The sequence below is a fragment of the Bacillus sp. JZ34 genome (assembly GCF_053903205.1).
Genome location: NZ_CP096403.1, coordinates 2,844,601 through 2,865,216, shown reverse-complemented (window position 1 = coordinate 2,865,216; position 20,616 = coordinate 2,844,601). Strand labels below are relative to the sequence as shown.

Sequence of the window (20,616 nt, the reverse complement as noted above, 5' to 3'; positions counted from 1 at the left end):
ATTTTGCGAACGAGAAATAAACGTAGCGATTGTTACGTCAACTCGAACACCTCCTATCGACCGTAGGTTGATGGTGCGTCAGAACAGGCAGGTCTCCTGGCTCATGAATCGACGGTTATTTCCCCCTTCCCGTATAGAAACAGTGGGTTTTATGAAATAACCTCCTCATTCACAGTGGCGGGACCGCGTCGGATTTTCACCAAACTTCCCTTTTAAAATCTAACCTCGTTAGATTACCATGTTCCCGGCGATGAAATTGTTTAGTAGATTATATACCGTCACGATCTTTTAGTCAAAATAATTTTTGAATTCTTGCAATTAAAAAGATTCGGCCTTATCAATAGCCATGAAAAAGGCCGCCGACATTGTCGGCAGCCTCCTTAGGCTGTTAAAGGGAAAGAAGTTTTGCTTCGCCGGCTTTTTCCGCCAGTACCTCCGGCGCCGACAAATATAAGAATCCATTGCCGATCAGCGCTTTTGAGTAATCAAGAGGAAGCGTGCGGCGGATTAACTGAGCATACAGTTCCGGTTCTGTCAGCTTCCGTTTAAACGCCTCTTCTTCAGCTGACTTGATGAGAGCGAGCGCGCCGCTGACGTGCGGTGTGGCCATCGATGTTCCCGTCAGCTTTCCATATTGATGATCGGGCAATGTAGAGAGGATTTCTTCTCCTGGTGCAACGAGGTCAATTTCTTTGTTCGCATTTGAGAATTCGGAAGACTCCCGCGTCAATGACACAGACCCGACAGCGATGACTTCGTTGTATGCAGCAGGGTATGAGTACTCCTCTGTACGGTCATTGCCGTCGCCTTCGTTTCCGGCGGCGCAGACGACGAGCACTCCGTTTTTCACGGCGTTTGTCACCGCTTCTTTCAATTCCGGAACGTCGGCAGGTCCGCCGAGCGACATTGAAATGATATCGGCTTTTTGTTCGACGGCGTAGTTGATCCCGTTGATGATCCATTCATAATCGCCGCTGCCGTCTTCACCGCCGAGCACCTTGACGATTAATAGGTTCGCTTCAGGTGCCACGCCGGAGATGCCGCCGTTTTGATCGTTTGCGGCAATCGTACCCGCCACATGGGTGCCATGTCCATTATAATCATGAAATTGATCTTCTTTTCCATTGTCATCATCAGTAAAGTTTCTGCCTCCGATGATTCGGTCTGCCAAATCGGGATGGGTTGCGTCACAGCCTGTATCAAGCACTGCGACAGTGATATCTTTTCCTTTAAAACCTTGTGACCACAGCTCCGGTGCCTTAATCGCATCGATTCCTTCCGGCAATTCGTTCACGTCCATCAGCTTTGTGTCAGTGACATAAGGAATTAATCGCATTTGCATTTCAAAGCCCTCCCTGTTATATGCTGCTTTAGATGGGTTACAAGGTGCGTGATTTTATTGTAAAACATTCACTTTGTTAAAAAAAGGTTCATTTGTATGAATTTTATGAAAAGTTAAAAAATATAGATAATAGAGGAGAAAAGTCGAATAACTGCGAACAATGCTGGAATTGTAAGCGAAAAGACCTGTGAAATCGACGAAAGGGCGAGAGAATCACTATATATATGAGATTTCGCTTCATCATATTATCCCGGCAAAAGGATATCCTATTAAAAAAAGGAGTTGATACAGGGTGAAAGAACAAGAAAACGAAAAAAGAGACGAATTGTCAATCGAGCAGGCGGAGTTTGTGCCGCATCCAAAATATGAAGGAGAATACGCGCTTTTGCTGCACGAAAACTATCACCTGCTGTCAAAGGACGACCTTGAACAGGATAGCGAAAAGTAAGAACGGAGCTCGGCATCTCGGCGAAAGAGCTGGTTTAATTTTGACGAAAAAGGGAATCAACCATAATAGAGAGCATTAAGTTTGCTTTTCTTATTGACAGTTATCCTTTTTTTCTGTAATCTCATTGTGTCCGGTAAATACAGCTCTTCGTTAGGTGAGGCTCCTGTATGGAGATACGCTGCTGCCCAAAAATGTCCAAAGACGCCAATGGGTCAACAGAAATCATCGATCTAAGGTGATTTTTAATGCAGCTGGCATGCTGCCTATGCCATACAGTGCTAAAGCTCTACGATGGAAGGCGTTAGGGTTTTATTTTGTATGGCTTTTAACACCTTCATTTCAATGAAATAGGTGTTTTTTTATTTTTTGAGGAAAGTGAACTTTCCGTATTAAACAAGGAGGTGGAAGTATGGATTCTCCCCATTCGAGGCGGTTTAATCATACGAGAAATATTTTACAGCATCACACATTGATTGATGAGGAGATCCTTATACTTCACCCCTTTTGCTATGGTGATATAAGGATCTCCTGAAAAGGGAGGTACAGATTGCCATGGTAAAAAACATGACATATGATGAACTGATTTTACGCATTATTATTTTACTGAGAGACGGAAAACGAAAAGAGTTTCAAAACGTTTTAGAGGAACTGCAGCCTTATGATATGGCGATTCTGTTTAAGGAAATGCCCGAAAAGCACCGCGGCCGGTATCTGTCTTTTTTAACGGTTGAAGACATTACCGATCTCATGGGCGAACTGGACAGAGAAGAGCAGCTTGTCGTTCTGAACAAGGTCGGCAAGGAAAAGGCGATCCATGTGATGAATAAAATGGACAACGACGACCTTGCCGCGCTCTTCGAGGAAATGGACTCAGAGCTGAAAGACCAGCTTCTTTCCAGTATGGAAGCGGAAGAATCTGAAGCGGTCCGCGTTCTGATGAACTACCCGCCTGAAACAGCGGGAAGAATCATGACAAACCGCTATGTCTGGATTCCGCAGCATTACACGGTAAAAGAAGCGGTTGTCAAGCTGAAAAGCTTTGCGGAAATCGCGGAGTCGATCAACTATTTATACGTTATCAATGAACAAAAGCAGCTTGTCGGGGTTATCTCATACCGGGATCTCATTTTGGCAGAACCCGATGAGAAGGTTCAGGAATTAATGTTTACAAGGGTCATCTCGGCGGACGCTCTTCAAGATCAGGAAGAAGTCGCAAGGCTCATTGAGCGGTACGACTTTCTGGCGATTCCCGTTGTAGAAAAAAACCATGAGCTTGTCGGGATCGTAACGGTCGATGACATTATTGACATCGTCATCCAAGAAGCGAATGAAGACTACGAAAAATTTGCTGCATCAGGTAAAGCAATCACGTTTGATACAAAATCGTATGTCGCTGCATATCGACGTCTGCCGTGGCTGATCTTGCTTCTGTTCATCGGTTTGATCTCAGGCAGCATCATGAGCTATTTTGAAGACACACTGCAGCAGGTTGTCGCATTGGCCTTTTTTATGCCGATGATCGCAGGAATGACGGGTAACACCGGGACGCAGTCTCTCGCTGTCGTCATCAGAGGGCTGTCAAAAGAAGAACTCAATAAAAAAACGATTTTCCGCTTGATTTTCCGGGAGCTCAAGGCCGGCATTATTATCGGCGTTGTTTGTGCGGTCGTGATTACAGGAATCGCGATTGTATGGCAGGGGAATCTGCTGCTCGGATTTGTGGTAGGGACTTCGCTCTTTGCCACACTGATCATCGGAACGATGGCGGGAACGATCGTCCCGATCATCCTTCACAAGTGCAACGTCGACCCTGCGATTGCATCGGGTCCGCTGATCACAACTTTAAATGACATTTTGTCACTGCTGATCTACTTCGGTATTGCAACTGCATTCATTCATTCACTGTAAGACAGCAGCCCTCCTTTTTTAGGGAGGGTTTTTTGCTTGCCAGAATCCGTAAAAGCCTATATATTTTAGGCAGAGATCAGGGGGGATTGGTATGAGAAGATTTGCAGCTGTGCTGATTTGTTTAGCCGTTGCAATGGTTGCTGCCGGCTGTCAGAATGAAGATGAAGGAAAAGACAGGCGGCTCGTCGCAGTCGAGGGTATGCTTGAGGCGATATTGAACGATGATGTGTCAAAGATGAAGCGGTTGTACGTGGAGGGCGCAACCCCCTCTCCGGAAACAATCCTGGAAAACAAACAGAAATGGGGAATTTCCGGGCTTCGTGCTGATGATTTTCAAATTTCTGAAGCGAGCATCCATGTGTTTCATGCCGCTTACAAGATGGAAAATACCGGTCAGCCCGGAACGATCGCGTTTCGGATACGCAATGATCCAGATAAAGGCGTTATGATTGATTTCATCGGATACATAAAGGAAACGAAACAGCAGGAAAACAGGTGACGAATCATCCGGAGGGTATGATTCGTTTTTTTAGCGGTTTTTGTATTTAAAATGAGCGTTAAGCTGTCCTTCGAGCATTTTCTTTCTGAGCTGCTGGTCGTTTTTCAGTCTCTGTTCTTTTTTGCGCATATCTTTGAGGATTTCTGCCGTCTGAACACCGTCTTCCCGCTTGTTTGCGATTTCCATCAGCCGTTCGACGTCAGCAAAGGAATACTTGCGCGTGCCTCTTGAAGAGCGCTGCGGATAGATCAGCTTGCGTTCTTCATAATAGCGGATCTGCCTGACCGACAAACCCGTCAGCTCGCTGACAATGCCAATAGAAATCACTTTTTTATCTTTATAAGAAAGATCTTCGACTGTCATTTTCCCACCCCTAAGATGACTTTTTTTGTATTATATAAGAAAACGCGCGAAAAAACCTGACGTTTGTTAGAAAATCTAACATTGTTGAAAAACTTTTAAAAAAATCGCGGAAGAAAAGTTTACAGGAACCATGCAAGGGGTAAAAGTGTTTTGTATGCTGTAGATACAGACTGATGAGGGGGAATCATTGGATGAAGGAACACAAAGCGGTCTCACTCGCCAAAGAAATCGTTGCTTTAGACATTAAAAGAGACGAATTGCTCGAGACATTAATGAATCTTGCCGGAAAGGATGCGTTTCCGCTGCTGAGGGCGGTGCAGAACGGCATTTATCAAAAGTCCTCTTAAATCCGGAAGCGGGAGTGAAAGCAAACTTTACACGGCCTTAAAGCCTGGTTAATAAATAAGGTCTATTCTTATATTACAACACACGAAAATGAAAGGAGAAGATCATGAGCAGGTTGTTAAAAAACGCTTTGGAAAAGGAAAGAAACCATTACTCAAAAAAACTGAGCTCACTCGGTGAGTATAATCAGGATGTTTTGCAGAGGATGACGATTACGGAGCTCAGAAAAGAATATTTTTATTTTTTCCGGAAAAATAAAGCCCGTGTTCAAAATCGGCCATTTTGAAAAAACGGGCTTCTTTTTAATATCTTAAAAAAAATAAGCAGGAGTTTTCTTTCGAATAACGAAAATATATACTTATAGAATATGGGAAAAGCATGACCCTTTCTTTTTCTACATTTGTAAGGGTTTTCATTTCCCGGGTTCATTTTAAGAAAATAGTATAAGAGGTAGATGATATGAGACTTTCGTTTAATGAGGAAGAAGTTCACCGTGCTATGTCGCTGTACAAGGTTTTTGCCAGGGCTTTTAAAAGCGTTTCAGAACATAGTATTCGGGACAGCAAGGAACACGGCTTTAATCCTACAGAATTTGCTGTATTGGAGCTTTTGTATACGAGGGGAGCCCAAAAGCTGCAGCAAATCGGCTCGAGGCTGCTCCTTGTAAGCGGAAACGTAACCTATGTGATCGACAAATTGGAAAAAAACGGTTTCATCAAACGAGAGCAGGACCCGAAAGATAAACGGTCTGTCTATGCGAATTTGACAGAGAAGGGAAAGGCATATCTCGATGAGATTTATCCGATCCACTCCCTGAGAATTGCGCGGGCTTTTTCAGGCTTGACAAAAGAGGAACAGGAGCAGCTGATGGCCCTTTTAAAAAAAGCCGGAATCCACAGCCAGCACCTATTGTTTCGCTGAAAAAGTCAATTTTCCGAACGGTCAATTTCTTTTAAGTGATCGAGAATAGCTTTGATCTGTTTGTCTTGGGGCTGTCTGAAGAAGCTTTCGAAAGGGCATCCGAGCTCCTTTGTGCGTTTGATGACAGCCTCCATCGTAAAATTTGAGGGTGCCAAGTCTGAATGGACTTCATCCCAAAACAGTGGTGCGGCCACTGTGCCAATCTCATTGCCTCTTGTGGAATACGGGCAGATGATCGTTTTTCCCGGAGCGTGCTGCACATAATCAATATAGAGTTTTCCGCCCCTGTTTTTAATCAGGCGTTCGGTTGTGAACAGATCGGGAAAAAGTGAGACGCAATAAGAAGCCGCAAAGCTTGTGAAAAGGCGGGTTTCTTCATAAGTAAAGGCGTTTTTTGAAATCGGAATATAGATTTGTATCCCTTTATTTCCCGACAGCTTTGGAAAAGACAAGAGGCCAAGCTGTTCAAATAAACGGTGCAATTCATTCGCGGCTCTGACGGCCTGTGGAAACTCCGACCTTGAAGGCGGATCGAGATCGAAAACGATTTCGGTCGGACGGGTCGTATCCGCTGTTTGAAAAGGGATATGGAACTCCAGCGCAAGCTGATTGGCAAGCCACAGCAGAACTGAATAATCGCTGCAGATGATATGCTCGTGCTCGTCATCCCGAATGGTCGTGATAAATTCGGGTGCGTAGTCGGGCTTGTTTTTTTGAAAAAAAGATTCTCCGCCGGAACCGTGCGGATAACGGATAACGGTAAGCGCCCGATTGTCGAGAAACGGAAGCAGAAAATCGCCGATTTCATTCAGATATCCGATGTAATCCGCTTTTGTTTTATTACTTTTAGGAAAGATGACTTTATCAAGGCTTGTCAGCTGCAAATCGGGGTGGACGTTTCTTGAATGAAGCAGCAGGTGCTTGTAAGTACAATCTTCCCAAGCCATGTCAAATTCAAAAGAAACAAACGACACCTCGCGCAATGTCCCGTAATGAATCGTTAAATAATGGACCGTCATGCAAATCGACGGATCTATGGTATATTCGCCGGGCTTTGTTTCGGTTCCGTACTGCTTGACGATTGAAAGAATGGCGTTTCTTTCCTGTTCTCCGAGTCCATGGGAAACCGAACCGACTTCTTTGATTTGACCGCGGTCATAGACGGCGATTGTCAAATAACGGTTTGCCATGTTGTAGCCTGTCATAAATACAGCTGCTTTTTTGTAGTTTTTGAGCTTGAGCCATTCGGCTGTTTTTTTATTTTCAGCCCAGCGGCTGTCTTTTTTCTTCGCAACAATTCCCTCGCCGTCAAACCTTTTAACAGCATTCCATAGAGCATGGAAATCTGAAGTGTCAGGGATGTATTGAATTCGTGCGTGAGCCATCGGATCGGGAGCCATCGGCAAGCCGAGTTCTTTCATCAGGTCGGAAAGCACGCGTTTTCGTTCGGTATAGGGGAGTGAGGTTAAACTTTCTCCTTTAAAGACCAGTAAATCAAAAGCGAGGTACTGACACGGTTTCTTCGCGGCAGCTTGTTCAATCAACTCGGCCTTTTTGCTTAACCCTCTTTTTTGGACGTATTCAAACCGGGAACGAAAACGGTTTGTCAACGACACAATTTCCCCGTCAATCGTGATCGGCAAGTGTTCTTTGAGATTTTCGATCATGCTTTTTGCAAATTCCGTAATTTCCGGAAATGTGTTTTCGAGCGGCTGCGCGTTTCTGCTGATGAGCGAAACGTCGCCGGCCGCAGAAATTTTTAAAAGCCCCCGATACCCGTCATACTTGGCTTCATACCGCCAATTGCCGCCTGAAGGAGCGGATGTGGTCAACACGGGCTGCATCGTAATTCCCATTTTTTATTTTGCCTCTGAAGCTTTTTTGCGCGACGTTTTTTTCTTTTTTTCCCCGGTTCCTTTTGCAACAGGCGTTTTTGCCGCTTCCCGGTCAGGCGCTTTTGTCCGTTCGATGCTGGCTTGGAGAGCGCTCACGAGATCGATGACATCCTCGCGCGGAGCGGCGGCTCCGGCATTTGGTGTGACACCCTCATTATGATCGATTTTCTCTTTGATTTTATCCATCAGCGCAAGTCTGTACGTATCTTCATATTGTTCAGGCGCAAATGTCGTCGTCAGCTCGTCTATTAGTGAAATCGCGGTTTGCAGCTCTTTTTCGTTGACCGCGGTTTCCTCCGGAACACCGGGTACGTGGGCCGCGTTTCGGACTTCATCAGGGTAGTGGATAGACTCCATTAAAATGCAGTTCTCGTAGACGCGAAGAATGGCGAGCTGTTTTTTGGAGCGGATGGTCATATGGGCGATTCCGATCTTTTCTGTTTTTCTGAGCGCTTCGCGCAAAAGTGAGTACGCTTTTACACCGTTATCTCCCGGTCCGACGAAATATGAACGGTTGAAATAGATGGGGTCGATTTCCTTTAGCTGGACAAAATCAACAATTTCGACAGCTTTGTCTTCCTGCTCTTCTTTGAGCTGTTTCAGCTCATCGTCCGATAAGACGACGTATTTGCCTTTAACATATTCGTAGCCTTTGACGATGTCGTCGGGCGCGATTTCCTGGTGGCAGTTTGTGCACTTTTTCTCATACTGAATCGGGGCGCGGCATTCTTTATGAAGCGACCTTAATTTAATATCCTTATCCTCTGTCGCTGCGAACAGTTTAATGGGGATATTGACAAGGCCGAAGCTGATTGAGCCTTTCCACATCGTATGCATCGGTTCGGTTCAACTCCTTTTCTTTTATTGATGCCTCTCTGCAGATTGTTTCATGAATAGCAACTTATGGATAACAGCGCGAAAAAAAGCATCCAGGCTTCGGCCCGGATGCTTGCGGCGATACAGTGATTTGCTTGGGGAAAGCGCTTAGTTCGGCTCGGGTTCCTCCTGCAAAGACGGCCTGTTCTTTCTGGCGAGAGAAGATGAAAAATATTGATATCTGCTTTTGCTTTTGTGCTTCGCGGCGTACATGGCCATGTCGGCTTTTCTCATCAGCTCATCACCGTCTGTTCCATCGGCCGGAGAAACGGCGATTCCGATGCTGACGGATGTTTTGAGGCGGTGCTCTTTAATGTGAAAAGGCGTTTCAAACTGACTGATCAATTGCCTGGTCAGCTGATCGGTTCCATGTAAAGGGGCGACAATGATAAATTCGTCACCGCCTAACCGGGCGATGAAGCCTTCATCAGGCACACAATGCGCCAAACGCTGTGCTGCTGCCACCAGCAGCAGATCTCCGACGTCGTGGCCAAGGGCGTCATTAAACACTTTGAAACGGTTTAAATCCAAAAACAATACGGCCGTCCCCGTCTTCTGCCGCTCCAGAGCATTTGCGAGATGGTCGACTGCATACCGTCTGTTTGGCAAATCTGTCAACGCGTCATAGTGAGCCATTCTATGGATTTTGCGTTCTGCTTCACGCTGGTTTGTCATATCTTTACAAATGACATAAATGCTGTCAAGCTGCTTTCTGACGTATACCGGTATCAGCGTCACATTTACATCAAAACGCTTTTCAGCTATTTCGATTTCCGTGTCGCGGTTGAGGGCCTGTTTTTCATTTTGGACCTGAAGAAACCAGTTGAGCAGTCTGTCATGATCCTCCTGTCGAAAAAACGAAGACAGGCGCTCAGGCTCAACTCCCATTTTTTCAAGAAGGCTGTATCCCGATGAATTGGCGGAAAGCATTTTGCCTTCAAGCGAAAACACGTAGATCGGATCAATGTTGTGGTTAATTAAGGACTGGAACCGTTCCTCATTATCTTTGATTTTCTCGATATGAAACAGCAGACGCTTGTCAGTGAAGGCGCCGAAAATCAAGAAGCATTGAAGCATCAGGCTGACAAGTACGATCATAATGCCCAGTTCAATTGCATCGATTCCTTCGCGGCCTGTATCACGGCCGTCAGTCATGAAAAGCGTAGCTGCTGCCATTCCTGTATAGTGCATGCCGGAAATGGCGCCGCCCATTAAAAGCGCGCTTCCGATTTTAATGAACAAGATCCGAAAGGAGCCGGTTTTTTTGGCGAATACCACTGACAGTTTTAAGGCAGCGAAGGAGGCGAAAATGGCGATTGCAAAAGAGGCGGCATAAAGAACGGGATGATAGACGATTGTCATATTCTCCATCGCCTCCATCCCGAGAAAATGCATGGATGCGATCGCACTTCCCATTGCAAGGGAGCCCGCCGCCAGTCTTGCATTCGTCGGTTCTTTTCCATTCACAACATAAAATGAAATGAGCGAGCCTGCGAAAGCGGCAACAATCGAAAGCAAGACGAATCTCAAATCGTATTTCATTTCTTCGGCTGTCTGAAATGACAGCATCCCGATAAAGTGCATAGACCAGATACCAAGCCCCATCGTGAGGGATCCGGCCAAAAGCCATCCGATATTTTTCCTGCCCTTTGTATGGACGACCCGTTCCGATAAATCAAGGGCTGTGTATGCTGCCAAAACCGCAGTGATATAGGATAAAAGAACGAACCATCCATTATATTCACCAAAAACTTCTGTCACTTTCTTCTCCGCCTTTTTGTACTATGATGAAAAATCTGAATTTCTATACTGTATTATGAAAGGCCAGACTGCCGTACTCTTAACCGTTGACATAAAAAAAGCGGCAATAGCGCTACATCCGGTATAATTCGTGAATTATACTATATATAATGAAATTCGCCAATAAAAAATGATATCCTTCTGCTCTTTCTAAGGAGGACTTCCCATTTTGCTCTTCAATTTTCCTGAATTGTGTTAAAATCGTTTTTGTACGTTCTTTGGAACTTGAAATTATCAATCGTCAAAGGTTGTGGTCGATATCGAGGAGTTTATTTTATCATTGGCTGAGGCGTTTAAGAGCCTCTCGTATTTAGGGATTTTTCTGGCGCTGTGCATCGAATTCGTGCCGGCTGAAATCGTTCTGCCGCTTGCCGGTTACTGGGTGTATCAAGGCGATATGTTGCTGATCGGGGTCGTTGCCGCAGGTTCACTGGGAGGTGTCGCAGGTCCGCTGACGCTTTACTGGCTCGGGAGGTACGGGGGGCGGCCGTTTTTGGAGCGCTACGGCAAATACTTCTTCATTAAGCCTGAAGCGCTCGAAAAATCGGACAGGTTTTTTGAAAAGCACGGGGGGTTTGTCGCATTCAGCGGCCGGTTTATACCGGGCATCAGAACGCTGATTTCCATTCCGTGCGGACTCGCTAGAATGAACGTGTGGGTGTTTTGTATTTATACATTCCTTGCGATCACGCCGATTACGTTCGTCTATGTCTATTTAGGCTTTTACCTCGGCGAAAACTGGAGCAAAGTCGGCAGCCTATTGGACGGATACCTTCTTCCGGTCGGCATCGGATTCATCGTTTTGTTCGTTCTTTACCTTTGGGTGAAAGGCAGGCGGAAGAAAGTCAAATCGCAAAGCGTTTCAACTTTTTTAAATAAAAATAAGGATTGACAGCCGGGCGCATATGAGGTTAATATTATCTTATAATTCAATATTTTCTTTTATCCCAAAGGGGAGTAGCGTCCGGATGTTAAAACCGGAAACAAAGTCGTCAGTTCATGGATGTTCATCCATCGGCTTTGTTGGCATGATTTAATCAATGATAACCATGTCTAGCAAGACCTTTGCCTAATGTTGGCAGAGGTCTTTTTTGTTTTCTGAAAATACCCTGCTGCATTAGCGGGAATAAGAGAAAGAGACAATCACTTAGGAGGAATTATAAAATGGATGCAGCATTATTACTTGAATATGGTTGGGTTCTTCTCATCCTAGTCGGGCTGGAAGGTATTTTGGCCGCGGACAATGCCCTCGTCATGGCGGTCATGGTTAAACACTTGCCTGAAAAAGACAGAAAAAAAGCGCTCTTCTACGGGTTGGCCGGCGCGTTTGTGATGAGGTTCGGCGCTTTGTTTGCGATCTCTTTTCTTGTCAACGTCTGGCAGGTGCAGGCGATCGGCGCCGTCTATCTGCTTTACATCTCCATTCACCATATTTTGAAAACCCATGTTTTCAAAAAGGACGAAAAGGTGAAAGAGTCGAAGCAAAGCGGTTTTTGGCCGACGGTTATCAAAGTTGAGCTGGCGGACATCGCGTTTGCCGTCGACTCGATTTTGGCGGCGGTTGCGCTGGCTGTCACACTTCCGGCAACGAACCTGCCGCAAATCGGCGGACTTGACGGCGGACAGTTCATGGTGATTTTAGCCGGTGGGATTATCGGACTGATTATTATGCGTTTTGCTGCAAGTCAATTTGTGAACTTGTTAAAGAAACGTCCGAGCCTGGAAACGGCTGCTTTTCTGATTGTCGGCTGGGTTGGTGTGAAACTGACGCTCTATACGCTCGCACACCCGCAAATCAACATCGTCTCTGAACATTTTATTCATTCAGGTACTTGGAAGTTCATCTTCTGGGCGGTGCTGATCGCTATTGCGCTCGGGGGATGGTTTATGACAAATCCGAACAAACACGAGAATAAAGCTGCAGAGGAGTAAACAGCTTTCGCCAGACTGCCGGTATTCATCGGCGGTCTTTTTTGTTTGCCCGCACTGGGAAGCACCAGGGATGATTGCCCTAGTCCAACCGAAATAAGATTTCATTTTATTAACAGGCGTGTTACAAAAACGGCGGGAAAACCCCCTTAATCGTCAAACAGATCACGAATTGTTCTAGGAGATCAAACAAATCATTGTCACAATTGAAAAATTAGAAATGAATACCGCGTTTTCTCCTTTGCGAATCCCTATCAAATTAGCTATCATTAATGAGTAGTATAGGGAGGAACTGAGGTGAAACCAGTGCTTAGCCTTTTGTTTAAGACAGGAAAAAAGAAACAACAATCATTAGAAGAGTCTGTAATAAGCATACAAAAAGGAAATCAGCAGTTGCAAAACGAGCTTATCCATCAGTATAAGCCTTTTGTGGCTAAAACGGTTTCATCCGTGTGCAAACGATATATAGATGAAAAAGATGATGAATTCAGCATCGGCTTGATTGCATTCAATGAAGCCATTGAAAAATATTCTTCTGATAAAGGAAATTCTCTGCTGGCATTTGCAGAGCTGATCATTAAGCGCAAAGTCATTGATTATATCAGAAAAGAAGCGAGAAATGCCCAGAATATCAATATGGACATGCAAGAAGGAGAAGAACAGGAATCCTCTCAAAGCATGATTGAAGCGGAGCTTTCCATTCATGAATTCAACCGCATGCTCGAACAGGAGCAGAGGCGGGAGGAGATTTTCCATTTTAAAGAAAGGCTTAAAAGTTTTGGCCTGTCTTTTTCCGATTTGCTGGAGCATTCGCCGAAACATACGGATGCAAGGCAAAACGCCATCAAAGTGGCATATACGCTAGTCGAACATGAAGAGTTAAAAAAGATCTTGTTTGAAAAAAAGCAGCTTCCCGTCAAACAGCTTGAAAAGCTGGTGGCTGTCAGCAGAAAAACCGTAGAGAGAAACCGCAAATATATCATTGCTATGGCGATCATTATAACGGGCGATTATGTTTACCTTAAAGATTATCTAAAAGGGGTGCTCAATTCATGAGAAGAGGAATTATTGTAGAAAAAAATAAAAAATTCGTCACATTGCTAACCCCTGACGGACAATTTTTAAAAGCAAAGAGCACAGAGGAAGATTATGAAATCGGTCAGGAAATTGCTTTTCCCGCGGAGACGAGAATGTCGAGGAAGCGTGCGGGCTTTTTTGATCTGCTTTCGCTCCGTCCGCTGAAAGCAGGCGTTTTTTCAATCGCGGCGATCATGCTGCTCGCTTTCATGATCATCCCTGATGTTTTAAACAATAAAGCATACGCCTATATGACGATCGATATCAACCCAAGCTTTGAATTGACACTCAACAAAAACTGTGAAGTGATCGATTTGGTGCCGCTGAACGAGGATGGGAAGGACTTAATGAGCAGTATAGAAAATTGGGAAAAGTCTGACTTTAAAGAAGTGATCAGTGAAATTGTCGAAGACAGCGATAAGAGCGGTTATGTCACCGAATCAAAAGAAGTGCTTATCGCCACCGTATATGAAAACAATAAAGATGACACATATAAGGCGACGGTAAAAAGCGAAATCGATCATGTAGCGAAAAAATACGAGCAGCAGAACTATAAGATGGAAGCGGTGGAATCAGACCTGGATACGCGTGCAAAAGCTCAAAAAGAAGGCATCTCAACAGGCCGTTATATCCGTTCCCACAAAGATGAATTAGAAGACAAAAACAAAGATGATGACAATGAAGATAACAAAGATGATCAAAATCAGGGAGAAGACACAGGAGAAAAAGAGAAAGCTGTGAAAGAAGAAGATCAGCCGGAACAACATACGGATGATGAAGAATCAGATACGGAAGATCATCCGGACGGCGAAAAACCTTCAGATCAAGATCACTCTCAATCTGATCAAGAAATGGAAAAAGAAAAGGAGTCAAAATCCCCTAATACCGAAAACCCTCAAGAACATAACCATAATGACAAAGACGGTCAGCAGTCGGAGGAAGGAACGCAGAGAAGCGGTTCCGGCACAAATCAAGAGAGCCCTAAAACTCCTTATCAAAAGGAGAAAAAACCTTCTGACCAAACAAATCAACAAGAATATCCGCCGAGCGGGCCCGGCGAATAAACCATAGGGTATTTATTTGTCAGTATGCCCATTCATTTGAGCTTGTGCCTGCTGTACAAGTCGTTTTGTCATTTCCCCGCCTACAGACCCGTTTGAGCGAGCGACCGAGTCCGAGCCGAGCTGGACGCCGAACTCCTGGGCGATTTCATATTTGAACTGGTCTAAAACCTGCTCCGCCCCGGGAACGACGAGTTTATTCGTTCTTGCCATGATTCTCAACTCCTTTTTCAATTGGTACTGCTTGTTTAGTTTGAAATGGACTGAGGCTTTTTATGCTGGCAATTGTTGAAGGTGTAAAAAAACGCCTGGCTCAATAGCCAGGCGCACCGGTCAGCGGCGATTACTTCATTTCATATTTTAAGAAGACGCTGTCAATCATGGAATGGGCGGTCGCCTGTATGTGCGAAGCGATAACGGATAGCACAGTGACAGCGGTGATATCTCTCGCTTTGTTCCATTCGGGATCGGCCAGATCTTGATAAAAACCGCGGAGCTGTCCAGTCTGCTCGATGACGATTTTTTCGAGCGCCGATTCATTCAGCGTATAGTCTTTGATCCGGTACACATAATCGAGAACCCGCGCATACCCTTCATAAAAGCGCAGCGGACTCACCACATCATCTGAGCGGTCTGTAATCGTATTAAAAACCGTTGTTAAGATTGGACGGATCGTTTCGAAGTCATAAACCGATTTTAAGTCTCGTACAATGAGAAGGATGACGGCTTGGTCGATGGAATATTTTTTGCCCAGTTCCGGATGTCCCATCAGATCTTTTATATCGCGTTTGATCCAGTTTTGGATGGCTGTCGATTTTAAGGATGTCAGTTCGCACAAATTTCCAAGTTCAACAATTTCATTTGTGGAAAGCCCGTGTTCCGTTTTTGGCTTTTTTCGTTCGTACCGGACAATGAATTCGGGGATGTCCAAATTGTCTTCCGGCTCATCGGGCGCCAAATCGGCCGATCTCAAAAGAATCGCAAGCGGACTGACATCCAGCTGCCCTTTTAAAGCGTACATCAGTTTGGCCATTTCCAGGCGAGTCAGTTTAAAAGGTTTCATCATTCCACCTCATTATGTATTAAAATGAAATAGCAAACAATATAAACATTATCTTACGTCTTATCACTTGCATTTTCAATTCTATGCCGTATAATTTTATTATACGAGTTCATTTGATCTTATTATAACATGGAGGTAATCATGGGAAAAAGAATCTTTCTCTTTCTTTTATCGAACATTTTAGTTATTACGACGATCGGTATTGTGCTGTCCATTATCGGTTCGCTGACAGGCGTAGGCACGTATTTCACGGCTGGCGGCGGCATCAATATTGTTGCGCTTCTCGTATTCAGTGCGGTTGTCGGCTTTGTCGGCTCCTTTATGTCGCTTTTGATGTCAAGATGGATGGCGAAAATGGCGATGGGCGTTCAGGTGCTGAATCCTGATAAGCAAACGCTCAGCTACGAAGAGCAGCAGCTCGTTGACCGGGTATATAAGCTGTCCCGCGCTGCCGGACTGACAAAGATGCCTGAAGTCGGCATCTACAATTCACGCGAAGTGAATGCCTTTGCGACAGGGCCGTCCAAAAACCGCTCGCTTGTCGCTGTATCGACGGGTCTTCTTCAGGAAATGGATGACGACGCAGTGGAAGGCGTTCTTGCTCACGAAGTCGCGCATATCGCAAACGGCGATATGGTGACAATGACGCTCCTTCAGGGAATCGTCAACACGTTTGTTGTTTTCTTCGCCCGGATTGCGGCATGGGCTGTTTCACGCGTTGTCCGTGAAGAGCTGGCGCCGATCGTTCACTTTATCGCGGTCATCGTATTCCAAATCGTGTTTTCCATTCTCGGAAGCCTTGTCGTGTTTGCGTACTCCCGCCACCGCGAATATCATGCGGATAGAGGAGGAGCGGACCTTGCAGGCAAGGATAAGATGATTCACGCGCTCCGCTCGCTTGAGCAGTACACTTCAAGAGTCAAAGAAGAGCAGGCATCTGTTGCCACTTTGAAAATCAACGGGAAAAAGCACACATCGCTTTTCTCAACACACCCTGATTTAAGCGACAGAATCCGCCGTCTGGAAGCAAAATAATCAATATGCAAACCCCCTTTTTCAAGGGGGTTTGCTTTTTAAATTTAAAAATCGAAAATCGGCTGTACATAAGAGCATGTTTCCTTTAAAATGGAACACGTTATACACAAGAAGCGCAACTTTTGAATATTGAAAAGAAGGAACGATTATGAAGGTTTTATTGAAAAAACTACTGCGCGTGCTGTCTCCTGTACAGCTGATCGCGCTCTATTATTTTTTGGCGGTGACGGTTTCCGTTATATTATTAAGTCTGCCCGTTGCACACAAGAATGATGTGGAATGGTCATTTATCGATGCCCTTTTTACTGCGGTGAGCGCAGTGAGCGTAACCGGTTTGACGGTTGTTGATACAGCTGATACATTCAGCACAGCCGGAATATGGATTTTGGCGTTTGTTTTGCAGTTTGGCGGGATCGGTGTGATGGCGCTCGGAACATTCGTCTGGCTGATTTTCGGCAAGCGGATCGGTTTGAAAGAGCGCCGGCTGATTATGACCGATCAAAATCAATCCAACTTATCGGGCCTTGTCAAGCTGATGAAGCACGTGCTCGGCTTGATCCTGCTGATCGAGCTGTTTGGCGGGCTGATTCTCGGCACTTACTTTTTAAAGTATTTTGATACACCTGGGGAAGCCTTTATACACGGGTTTTTTACGAGTATCAGCGCAACGACCAATGCCGGTTTTGATATTACCGGCAACTCGCTGATTCCGTTTCAGCACGATTATTTTGTCCAGTTTATCGTCATCATGCTGTTGATTTTGGGTGCGATCGGCTTCCCGGTGCTGATTGAGGTAAAGGATTTTCTGCTCAGCAAAGAGCGCAAATTCACTTTCAGCCTGTTTACCAAACTGACATCAGTCACTTTTTTCCTTTTAGTGATTGGAGGCGCGATCGGCATATTCGCCACGGAAGCGCGCTTTGCCTTTTCAGGAAAATCGTGGCACGAAATCATATTCTATTCGTTGTTCCAGTCGACGACGACCAGGAGCGGCGGACTCGCGACGATCGACATCAGCCAATTCACGCATACGACCATTTTGTTTATGTGCATGCTCATGTTCATCGGCGCTTCGCCAAGCTCTGTCGGCGGGGGCATCCGGACAACGACCTTTGCCTTAAACCTGTTGGCGCTGTATCACTTCGCGCGGGGAAATAAATCGGTGAAGATTTTCAAACGTGAACTGCACCAGGCGGACTTAATGAAGTCATTGATTGTGACGCTGATGGCGGTTATTCTCGTTTTCGGCTCGACACTCATTTTGACAATGACGGAAAAACATTCTTTGCTTGAACTGCTGTTTGAAGTGTGTTCCGCCTTCGGTACGACCGGCTTGTCGATGGGCATTACTTCAGATTTGAGCACGATCGGCAAAAGTGTCATCATCCTTCTGATGTTCATCGGCCGAATCGGCATTGTCACGCTGCTTTATTTATTCGGCAGAAAAGAAATCGAAGCGAACTACCATTATCCAAAGGAAAGAATAATTATCGGATAAGAAAGACAGTTTAGTTAAACTGTCTTTTTTTATGATCATAAAGTCGGTCGCTGTATTTATTTGTATGATATAATGCTTAAATGGCGGATTGAAAAAAAGGGGGAAGCAACGATGAAAATGAGAGTCATCCATTTGTTTATAGCCGCCGGATTTCTATTGCTCGCCGGAGCCTGTTCTAACGAGCCGACAGCAAAAGAAAGCATGGATCAATATGTAAACAAATGGAACGATCAAAAATTTGAAGAAATGTATGAACAGCTGTCGGCTGAAGCGCAAAAATCGATTTCAAAAGACGATTTCATCAAGCGCAATCAATCCATTTATGAACAGATCGGAGTTTCCGATTTGAAGGTTTCAGCCGTCGATAACGATGAAGATGAAAAAAATAAAGAGAAAAAAGATGCAGTGACAATACCGTATAAAGTCAGCATGAATACATTGGCCGGCCCCGTTTCTTTTGAAGGGAAGGCAAAGCTTGTCAAAGAAAAAAAAGACGGTGACACGTCATGGAAAGTCAACTGGAACCCATCCTTTATTTTTTCACAGCTGAAGGAAGGGGAGACCATCCGGATTACCGCCAAGGAACCAGCGAGAGGCATCATTTATGACAGAAACGGAAAGAAACTCGCTACGAATGCGACAGTGCCTGAAATCGGCGTCGTTCCGGGGCAGCTCGGAGATGATAAAGATGGTGTCATCAAAAAGCTCGCGAACATGCTTGACATGGAAAAAGAAGACATCGAAAAACAGCTGTCCGCAAGCTGGGTGACGGACGAATCATTCGTTCCCTTGAAAAAAGTGAAGCCTGGTAGCACAGAGCTTCTTAAAAAAGCGACCTCTCTTCCCGGGGTTTTGAAACAAGACACGCAATCAAGATACTATCCTTACGGTGAAAAAGCCGCACATCTTACCGGTTACATACGGCCGATTACCGAAGAGGAATTAAAGCAGAATAAAGAAGGCTACAGCGAGCATTCACTGCTCGGAATCGTCGGTCTCGAACACATTTATGAAAAAGAACTCAGAGGAGAAATCGGCTGGACGATTTCGATTCCTGAATCAAACGCGACGGTTGCCTCAAAGGATGCAAAAGACGGAAAAGACATCCATACCACGATCGATATCAACAAACAGGAAGAACTGTACAACCAGTTAAAAGATGACTCCGGTGCTGCCGTTGCGTTAGAGCCGCAGACTGGAGAAACGTTGGCGCTTGTCAGCGCGCCTTCATACGATCCGAACGGGTTTTTGTTTGGCTGGAAAAAAGGAGAATGGGAAAAACTCAACAAAGATGCGTCTGCGCCATTCACCTCTAAATTTAATAAAACCTATGCTCCGGGTTCAACGATCAAACCGATCACGGCTTCAATCGGTCTGAAAAATGACGCGATCAAAGCGGATGAACCTAAGAAGATCGAAGGGAAGGAATGGCAGAAAGATTCGTCATGGGGCGGATATAAAGTCACACGGGTTTCCGATCGATTAAGCGATGTCAACCTGGAAAACGCGCTGATCACTTCCGACAACATTTATTTCGCGCAGACCGCCCTTGACACAGGGAAGGATCAATTTGTCGAAGGCCTGAAATCATTCGGCTTCGAGGAAAAACTTGATTATGAATTCCCGACGAAGTCTTCCTCCATATCAAACGAAGGAATCGACTCGGATATTCTCCTTGCCGATTCAGGATACGGACAGGGGCAAATGCTGATGTCGCCGATACACCTCGCGGCAAGCTATACGCCTTTCTTGAACGATGGTAATCTGATCAAGCCGCACCTGATCAAAAAGGACGGCGAAGAGAAAGAAATATGGCATAAAAACGTACTGCCCACAGGCGGAGCAGAAGCGATTACAAAAGGATTGAAAGGCGTTGTAGAAGACCCTCGCGGCTCGGCTTACAAGCCGGTTGTCAAAGGGCTCACGATCGCAGGGAAAACGGGAACGGCCGAGCTGAAAACGAAGAAAGACGAAAAAGGTAAAGAAAACGGCTGGTTCACCGCTTATGATTACAAAAACAAAAACCTTTTAATCACGATGATGATCGAGGATGTGTCAGATCGCGGCGGCAGCTCATATGTCGTCAATAAAGTGAAAAAAGTGTTTAAATAAGCACCCTTCAGGGTGCTTATTTTTTTGCCGAAAACTGGATGTGTGGAATGTACGGAAACGGAAAGGATATGGATGAAACGACAAAAGAAAGGAATGTCATCATGAAAAGAAAAGTTGCCAGAAATGAAGCGGCTCTTAACAATAAAACGCCTGCTGAAAGCATGCATGATCATCAATACATGACCCAATATGATGCCGAAAACGGAGACAGGGGCGCCAACCGCAACTCGAAACAAGGGAAGCAGGGAGAATCACGCCAATGAAAAAACATCAAAAAAGCAAGGATATGCAAAACCATAAAAAACCGATGAATCCAGATGTGCTTCAAGAGGAATTTTCAAACGAACTGGGCGATGTCAACGCCTTTAAATTGATTGATGTGATCGAGAACAATAAAAAGAAGAACAAAAAGGCGGACGGACAGCAGCGGGATAAAGATTAAAA

Annotated in this window: 22 protein-coding genes and 2 riboswitches; of the genes, 15 read left to right on the top strand and 7 right to left on the bottom strand. The window is 45.1% G+C overall.

Translation table 11 applies throughout. The annotated features are described in order from the left end of the window. Positions 1–69: 69 nt before the first annotated feature. Positions 70–258: riboswitch (cobalamin riboswitch) on the bottom strand. Positions 259–388: 130 nt separating this feature from the next. Then, positions 389–1,342: a S8 family peptidase gene (locus M1D90_RS14465; RefSeq protein WP_023856779.1), complete on the bottom strand. Its 954-nt coding sequence runs from the start codon at positions 1,340–1,342 to the stop codon at positions 389–391. A 292-nt stretch (positions 1,343–1,634) separates the two neighbouring features. Here M1D90_RS14465 and M1D90_RS14460 point away from each other — a divergent pair, with 292 nt between their 5' ends. From M1D90_RS14460 to M1D90_RS14450, 3 genes are all read left to right on the top strand, one after another. After that, positions 1,635–1,790: a transcriptional regulator SplA domain-containing protein gene (locus M1D90_RS14460; protein WP_020451111.1), complete on the top strand. Its 156-nt coding sequence runs from the start codon at positions 1,635–1,637 to the stop codon at positions 1,788–1,790. A 139-nt stretch (positions 1,791–1,929) separates the two neighbouring features. After that, positions 1,930–2,094: riboswitch (M-box (ykoK) riboswitch) on the top strand. Positions 2,095–2,342: 248 nt separating this feature from the next. Then, positions 2,343–3,698 carry a magnesium transporter gene (gene mgtE / locus M1D90_RS14455; RefSeq protein WP_020451112.1) on the top strand — a complete coding sequence of 452 codons (1,356 nt, stop codon included), beginning with the start codon at positions 2,343–2,345 and terminating at the stop codon, positions 3,696–3,698. A gap of 91 nt (positions 3,699–3,789) precedes the next feature. Beyond that, positions 3,790–4,197, top strand: coding sequence for a hypothetical protein (locus M1D90_RS14450; RefSeq protein ID WP_020451113.1), 408 nt, complete (start codon positions 3,790–3,792; stop codon positions 4,195–4,197). A 30-nt stretch (positions 4,198–4,227) separates the two neighbouring features. On the opposite strand, the gene M1D90_RS14445 is transcribed toward M1D90_RS14450, so the two are convergent. Next, the gene (locus M1D90_RS14445) at positions 4,228–4,560 is read right to left on the bottom strand and encodes a MerR family transcriptional regulator (RefSeq protein WP_020451114.1); all 333 of its coding nucleotides are present in this window, start codon (positions 4,558–4,560) and stop codon (positions 4,228–4,230) included. Between the two features lie 191 nt (positions 4,561–4,751). On the opposite strand from M1D90_RS14445, the gene M1D90_RS14440 reads away from it, so the two are divergent. The 3 genes from M1D90_RS14440 (at position 4,752) to M1D90_RS14430 (ending at position 5,826) form a co-directional block, all read left to right on the top strand. Continuing rightward, positions 4,752–4,907 (top strand): hypothetical protein, encoded by a 156-nt coding sequence (locus tag M1D90_RS14440; protein WP_096748033.1) that lies wholly within the window; start codon positions 4,752–4,754, stop codon positions 4,905–4,907. 104 nt (positions 4,908–5,011) lie between these two features. Continuing rightward, positions 5,012–5,191 carry a hypothetical protein gene (locus tag M1D90_RS14435; RefSeq protein WP_020451116.1) on the top strand — a complete coding sequence of 60 codons (180 nt, stop codon included), beginning with the start codon at positions 5,012–5,014 and terminating at the stop codon, positions 5,189–5,191. Positions 5,192–5,364: 173 nt separating this feature from the next. Next, positions 5,365–5,826 (top strand): MarR family winged helix-turn-helix transcriptional regulator, encoded by a 462-nt coding sequence (locus M1D90_RS14430; RefSeq protein ID WP_020451117.1) that lies wholly within the window; start codon positions 5,365–5,367, stop codon positions 5,824–5,826. Positions 5,827–5,831: 5 nt separating this feature from the next. Here the strand turns inward: M1D90_RS14430 and M1D90_RS14425 are convergent, their stop codons facing one another. From M1D90_RS14425 to M1D90_RS14415, 3 genes are all read right to left on the bottom strand, one after another. Next, entirely contained in the window at positions 5,832–7,682 is a 1,851-nt protein-coding gene (locus M1D90_RS14425) for a DNA ligase D (protein WP_456282838.1), read from the bottom strand. 3 nt (positions 7,683–7,685) lie between these two features. Further along, positions 7,686–8,558, bottom strand: coding sequence for a non-homologous end joining protein Ku (ku, locus tag M1D90_RS14420; RefSeq protein ID WP_026579818.1), 873 nt, complete (start codon positions 8,556–8,558; stop codon positions 7,686–7,688). A 147-nt stretch (positions 8,559–8,705) separates the two neighbouring features. After that, complete coding sequence (locus M1D90_RS14415; RefSeq protein ID WP_023856782.1) at positions 8,706–10,358, bottom strand: diguanylate cyclase domain-containing protein; 1,653 nt, start codon at positions 10,356–10,358, stop codon at positions 8,706–8,708. 289 nt (positions 10,359–10,647) lie between these two features. Between M1D90_RS14415 and M1D90_RS14410 the strand changes: the two genes are divergently transcribed. From M1D90_RS14410 to M1D90_RS14395, 4 genes are all read left to right on the top strand, one after another. Then, complete coding sequence (locus M1D90_RS14410; protein ID WP_026579816.1) at positions 10,648–11,289, top strand: DedA family protein; 642 nt, start codon at positions 10,648–10,650, stop codon at positions 11,287–11,289. A gap of 272 nt (positions 11,290–11,561) precedes the next feature. Further along, positions 11,562–12,329, top strand: a complete 768-nt coding sequence (locus M1D90_RS14405) for a TerC family protein (protein ID WP_020451122.1) — start codon at positions 11,562–11,564, stop codon at positions 12,327–12,329. Positions 12,330–12,623: 294 nt separating this feature from the next. Continuing rightward, on the top strand, positions 12,624–13,382 hold the full coding sequence (sigI, locus tag M1D90_RS14400) for an RNA polymerase sigma factor SigI (RefSeq protein ID WP_023856784.1): 759 nt from the start codon (positions 12,624–12,626) through the stop codon (positions 13,380–13,382). Next, positions 13,379–14,467, top strand: coding sequence for an anti-sigma factor domain-containing protein (locus M1D90_RS14395; protein WP_039072685.1), 1,089 nt, complete (start codon positions 13,379–13,381; stop codon positions 14,465–14,467). The genes sigI and M1D90_RS14395 overlap by 4 nt, the downstream gene beginning before the upstream one ends. 12 nt (positions 14,468–14,479) lie before the next feature. Here the strand turns inward: M1D90_RS14395 and M1D90_RS14390 are convergent, their stop codons facing one another. Continuing rightward, entirely contained in the window at positions 14,480–14,677 is a 198-nt protein-coding gene (locus M1D90_RS14390; protein ID WP_020451125.1) for an alpha/beta-type small acid-soluble spore protein, read from the bottom strand. Positions 14,678–14,807: 130 nt separating this feature from the next. Further along, positions 14,808–15,527 (bottom strand): DUF1836 domain-containing protein, encoded by a 720-nt coding sequence (locus tag M1D90_RS14385; protein WP_101560785.1) that lies wholly within the window; start codon positions 15,525–15,527, stop codon positions 14,808–14,810. A gap of 141 nt (positions 15,528–15,668) precedes the next feature. Here M1D90_RS14385 and htpX point away from each other — a divergent pair, with 141 nt between their 5' ends. From htpX to M1D90_RS14360, 5 genes are all read left to right on the top strand, one after another. After that, positions 15,669–16,562 (top strand): protease HtpX, encoded by an 894-nt coding sequence (htpX, locus tag M1D90_RS14380; protein WP_025811991.1) that lies wholly within the window; start codon positions 15,669–15,671, stop codon positions 16,560–16,562. A 148-nt stretch (positions 16,563–16,710) separates the two neighbouring features. After that, a complete protein-coding gene (locus M1D90_RS14375) occupies positions 16,711–18,060 on the top strand; it encodes a TrkH family potassium uptake protein (RefSeq protein WP_309539896.1) in 1,350 nt (449 codons plus the stop codon). 111 nt (positions 18,061–18,171) lie between these two features. Then, positions 18,172–20,172 carry a penicillin-binding transpeptidase domain-containing protein gene (locus tag M1D90_RS14370; protein WP_020451129.1) on the top strand — a complete coding sequence of 667 codons (2,001 nt, stop codon included), beginning with the start codon at positions 18,172–18,174 and terminating at the stop codon, positions 20,170–20,172. 47 nt (positions 20,173–20,219) lie between these two features. Beyond that, positions 20,220–20,435 (top strand): hypothetical protein, encoded by a 216-nt coding sequence (locus tag M1D90_RS14365; RefSeq protein WP_023856450.1) that lies wholly within the window; start codon positions 20,220–20,222, stop codon positions 20,433–20,435. Beyond that, positions 20,432–20,614, top strand: coding sequence for a hypothetical protein (locus tag M1D90_RS14360; protein ID WP_020451131.1), 183 nt, complete (start codon positions 20,432–20,434; stop codon positions 20,612–20,614). Before M1D90_RS14365 ends, M1D90_RS14360 begins: the two co-directional genes overlap by 4 nt. Positions 20,615–20,616: the final 2 nt, after the last annotated feature.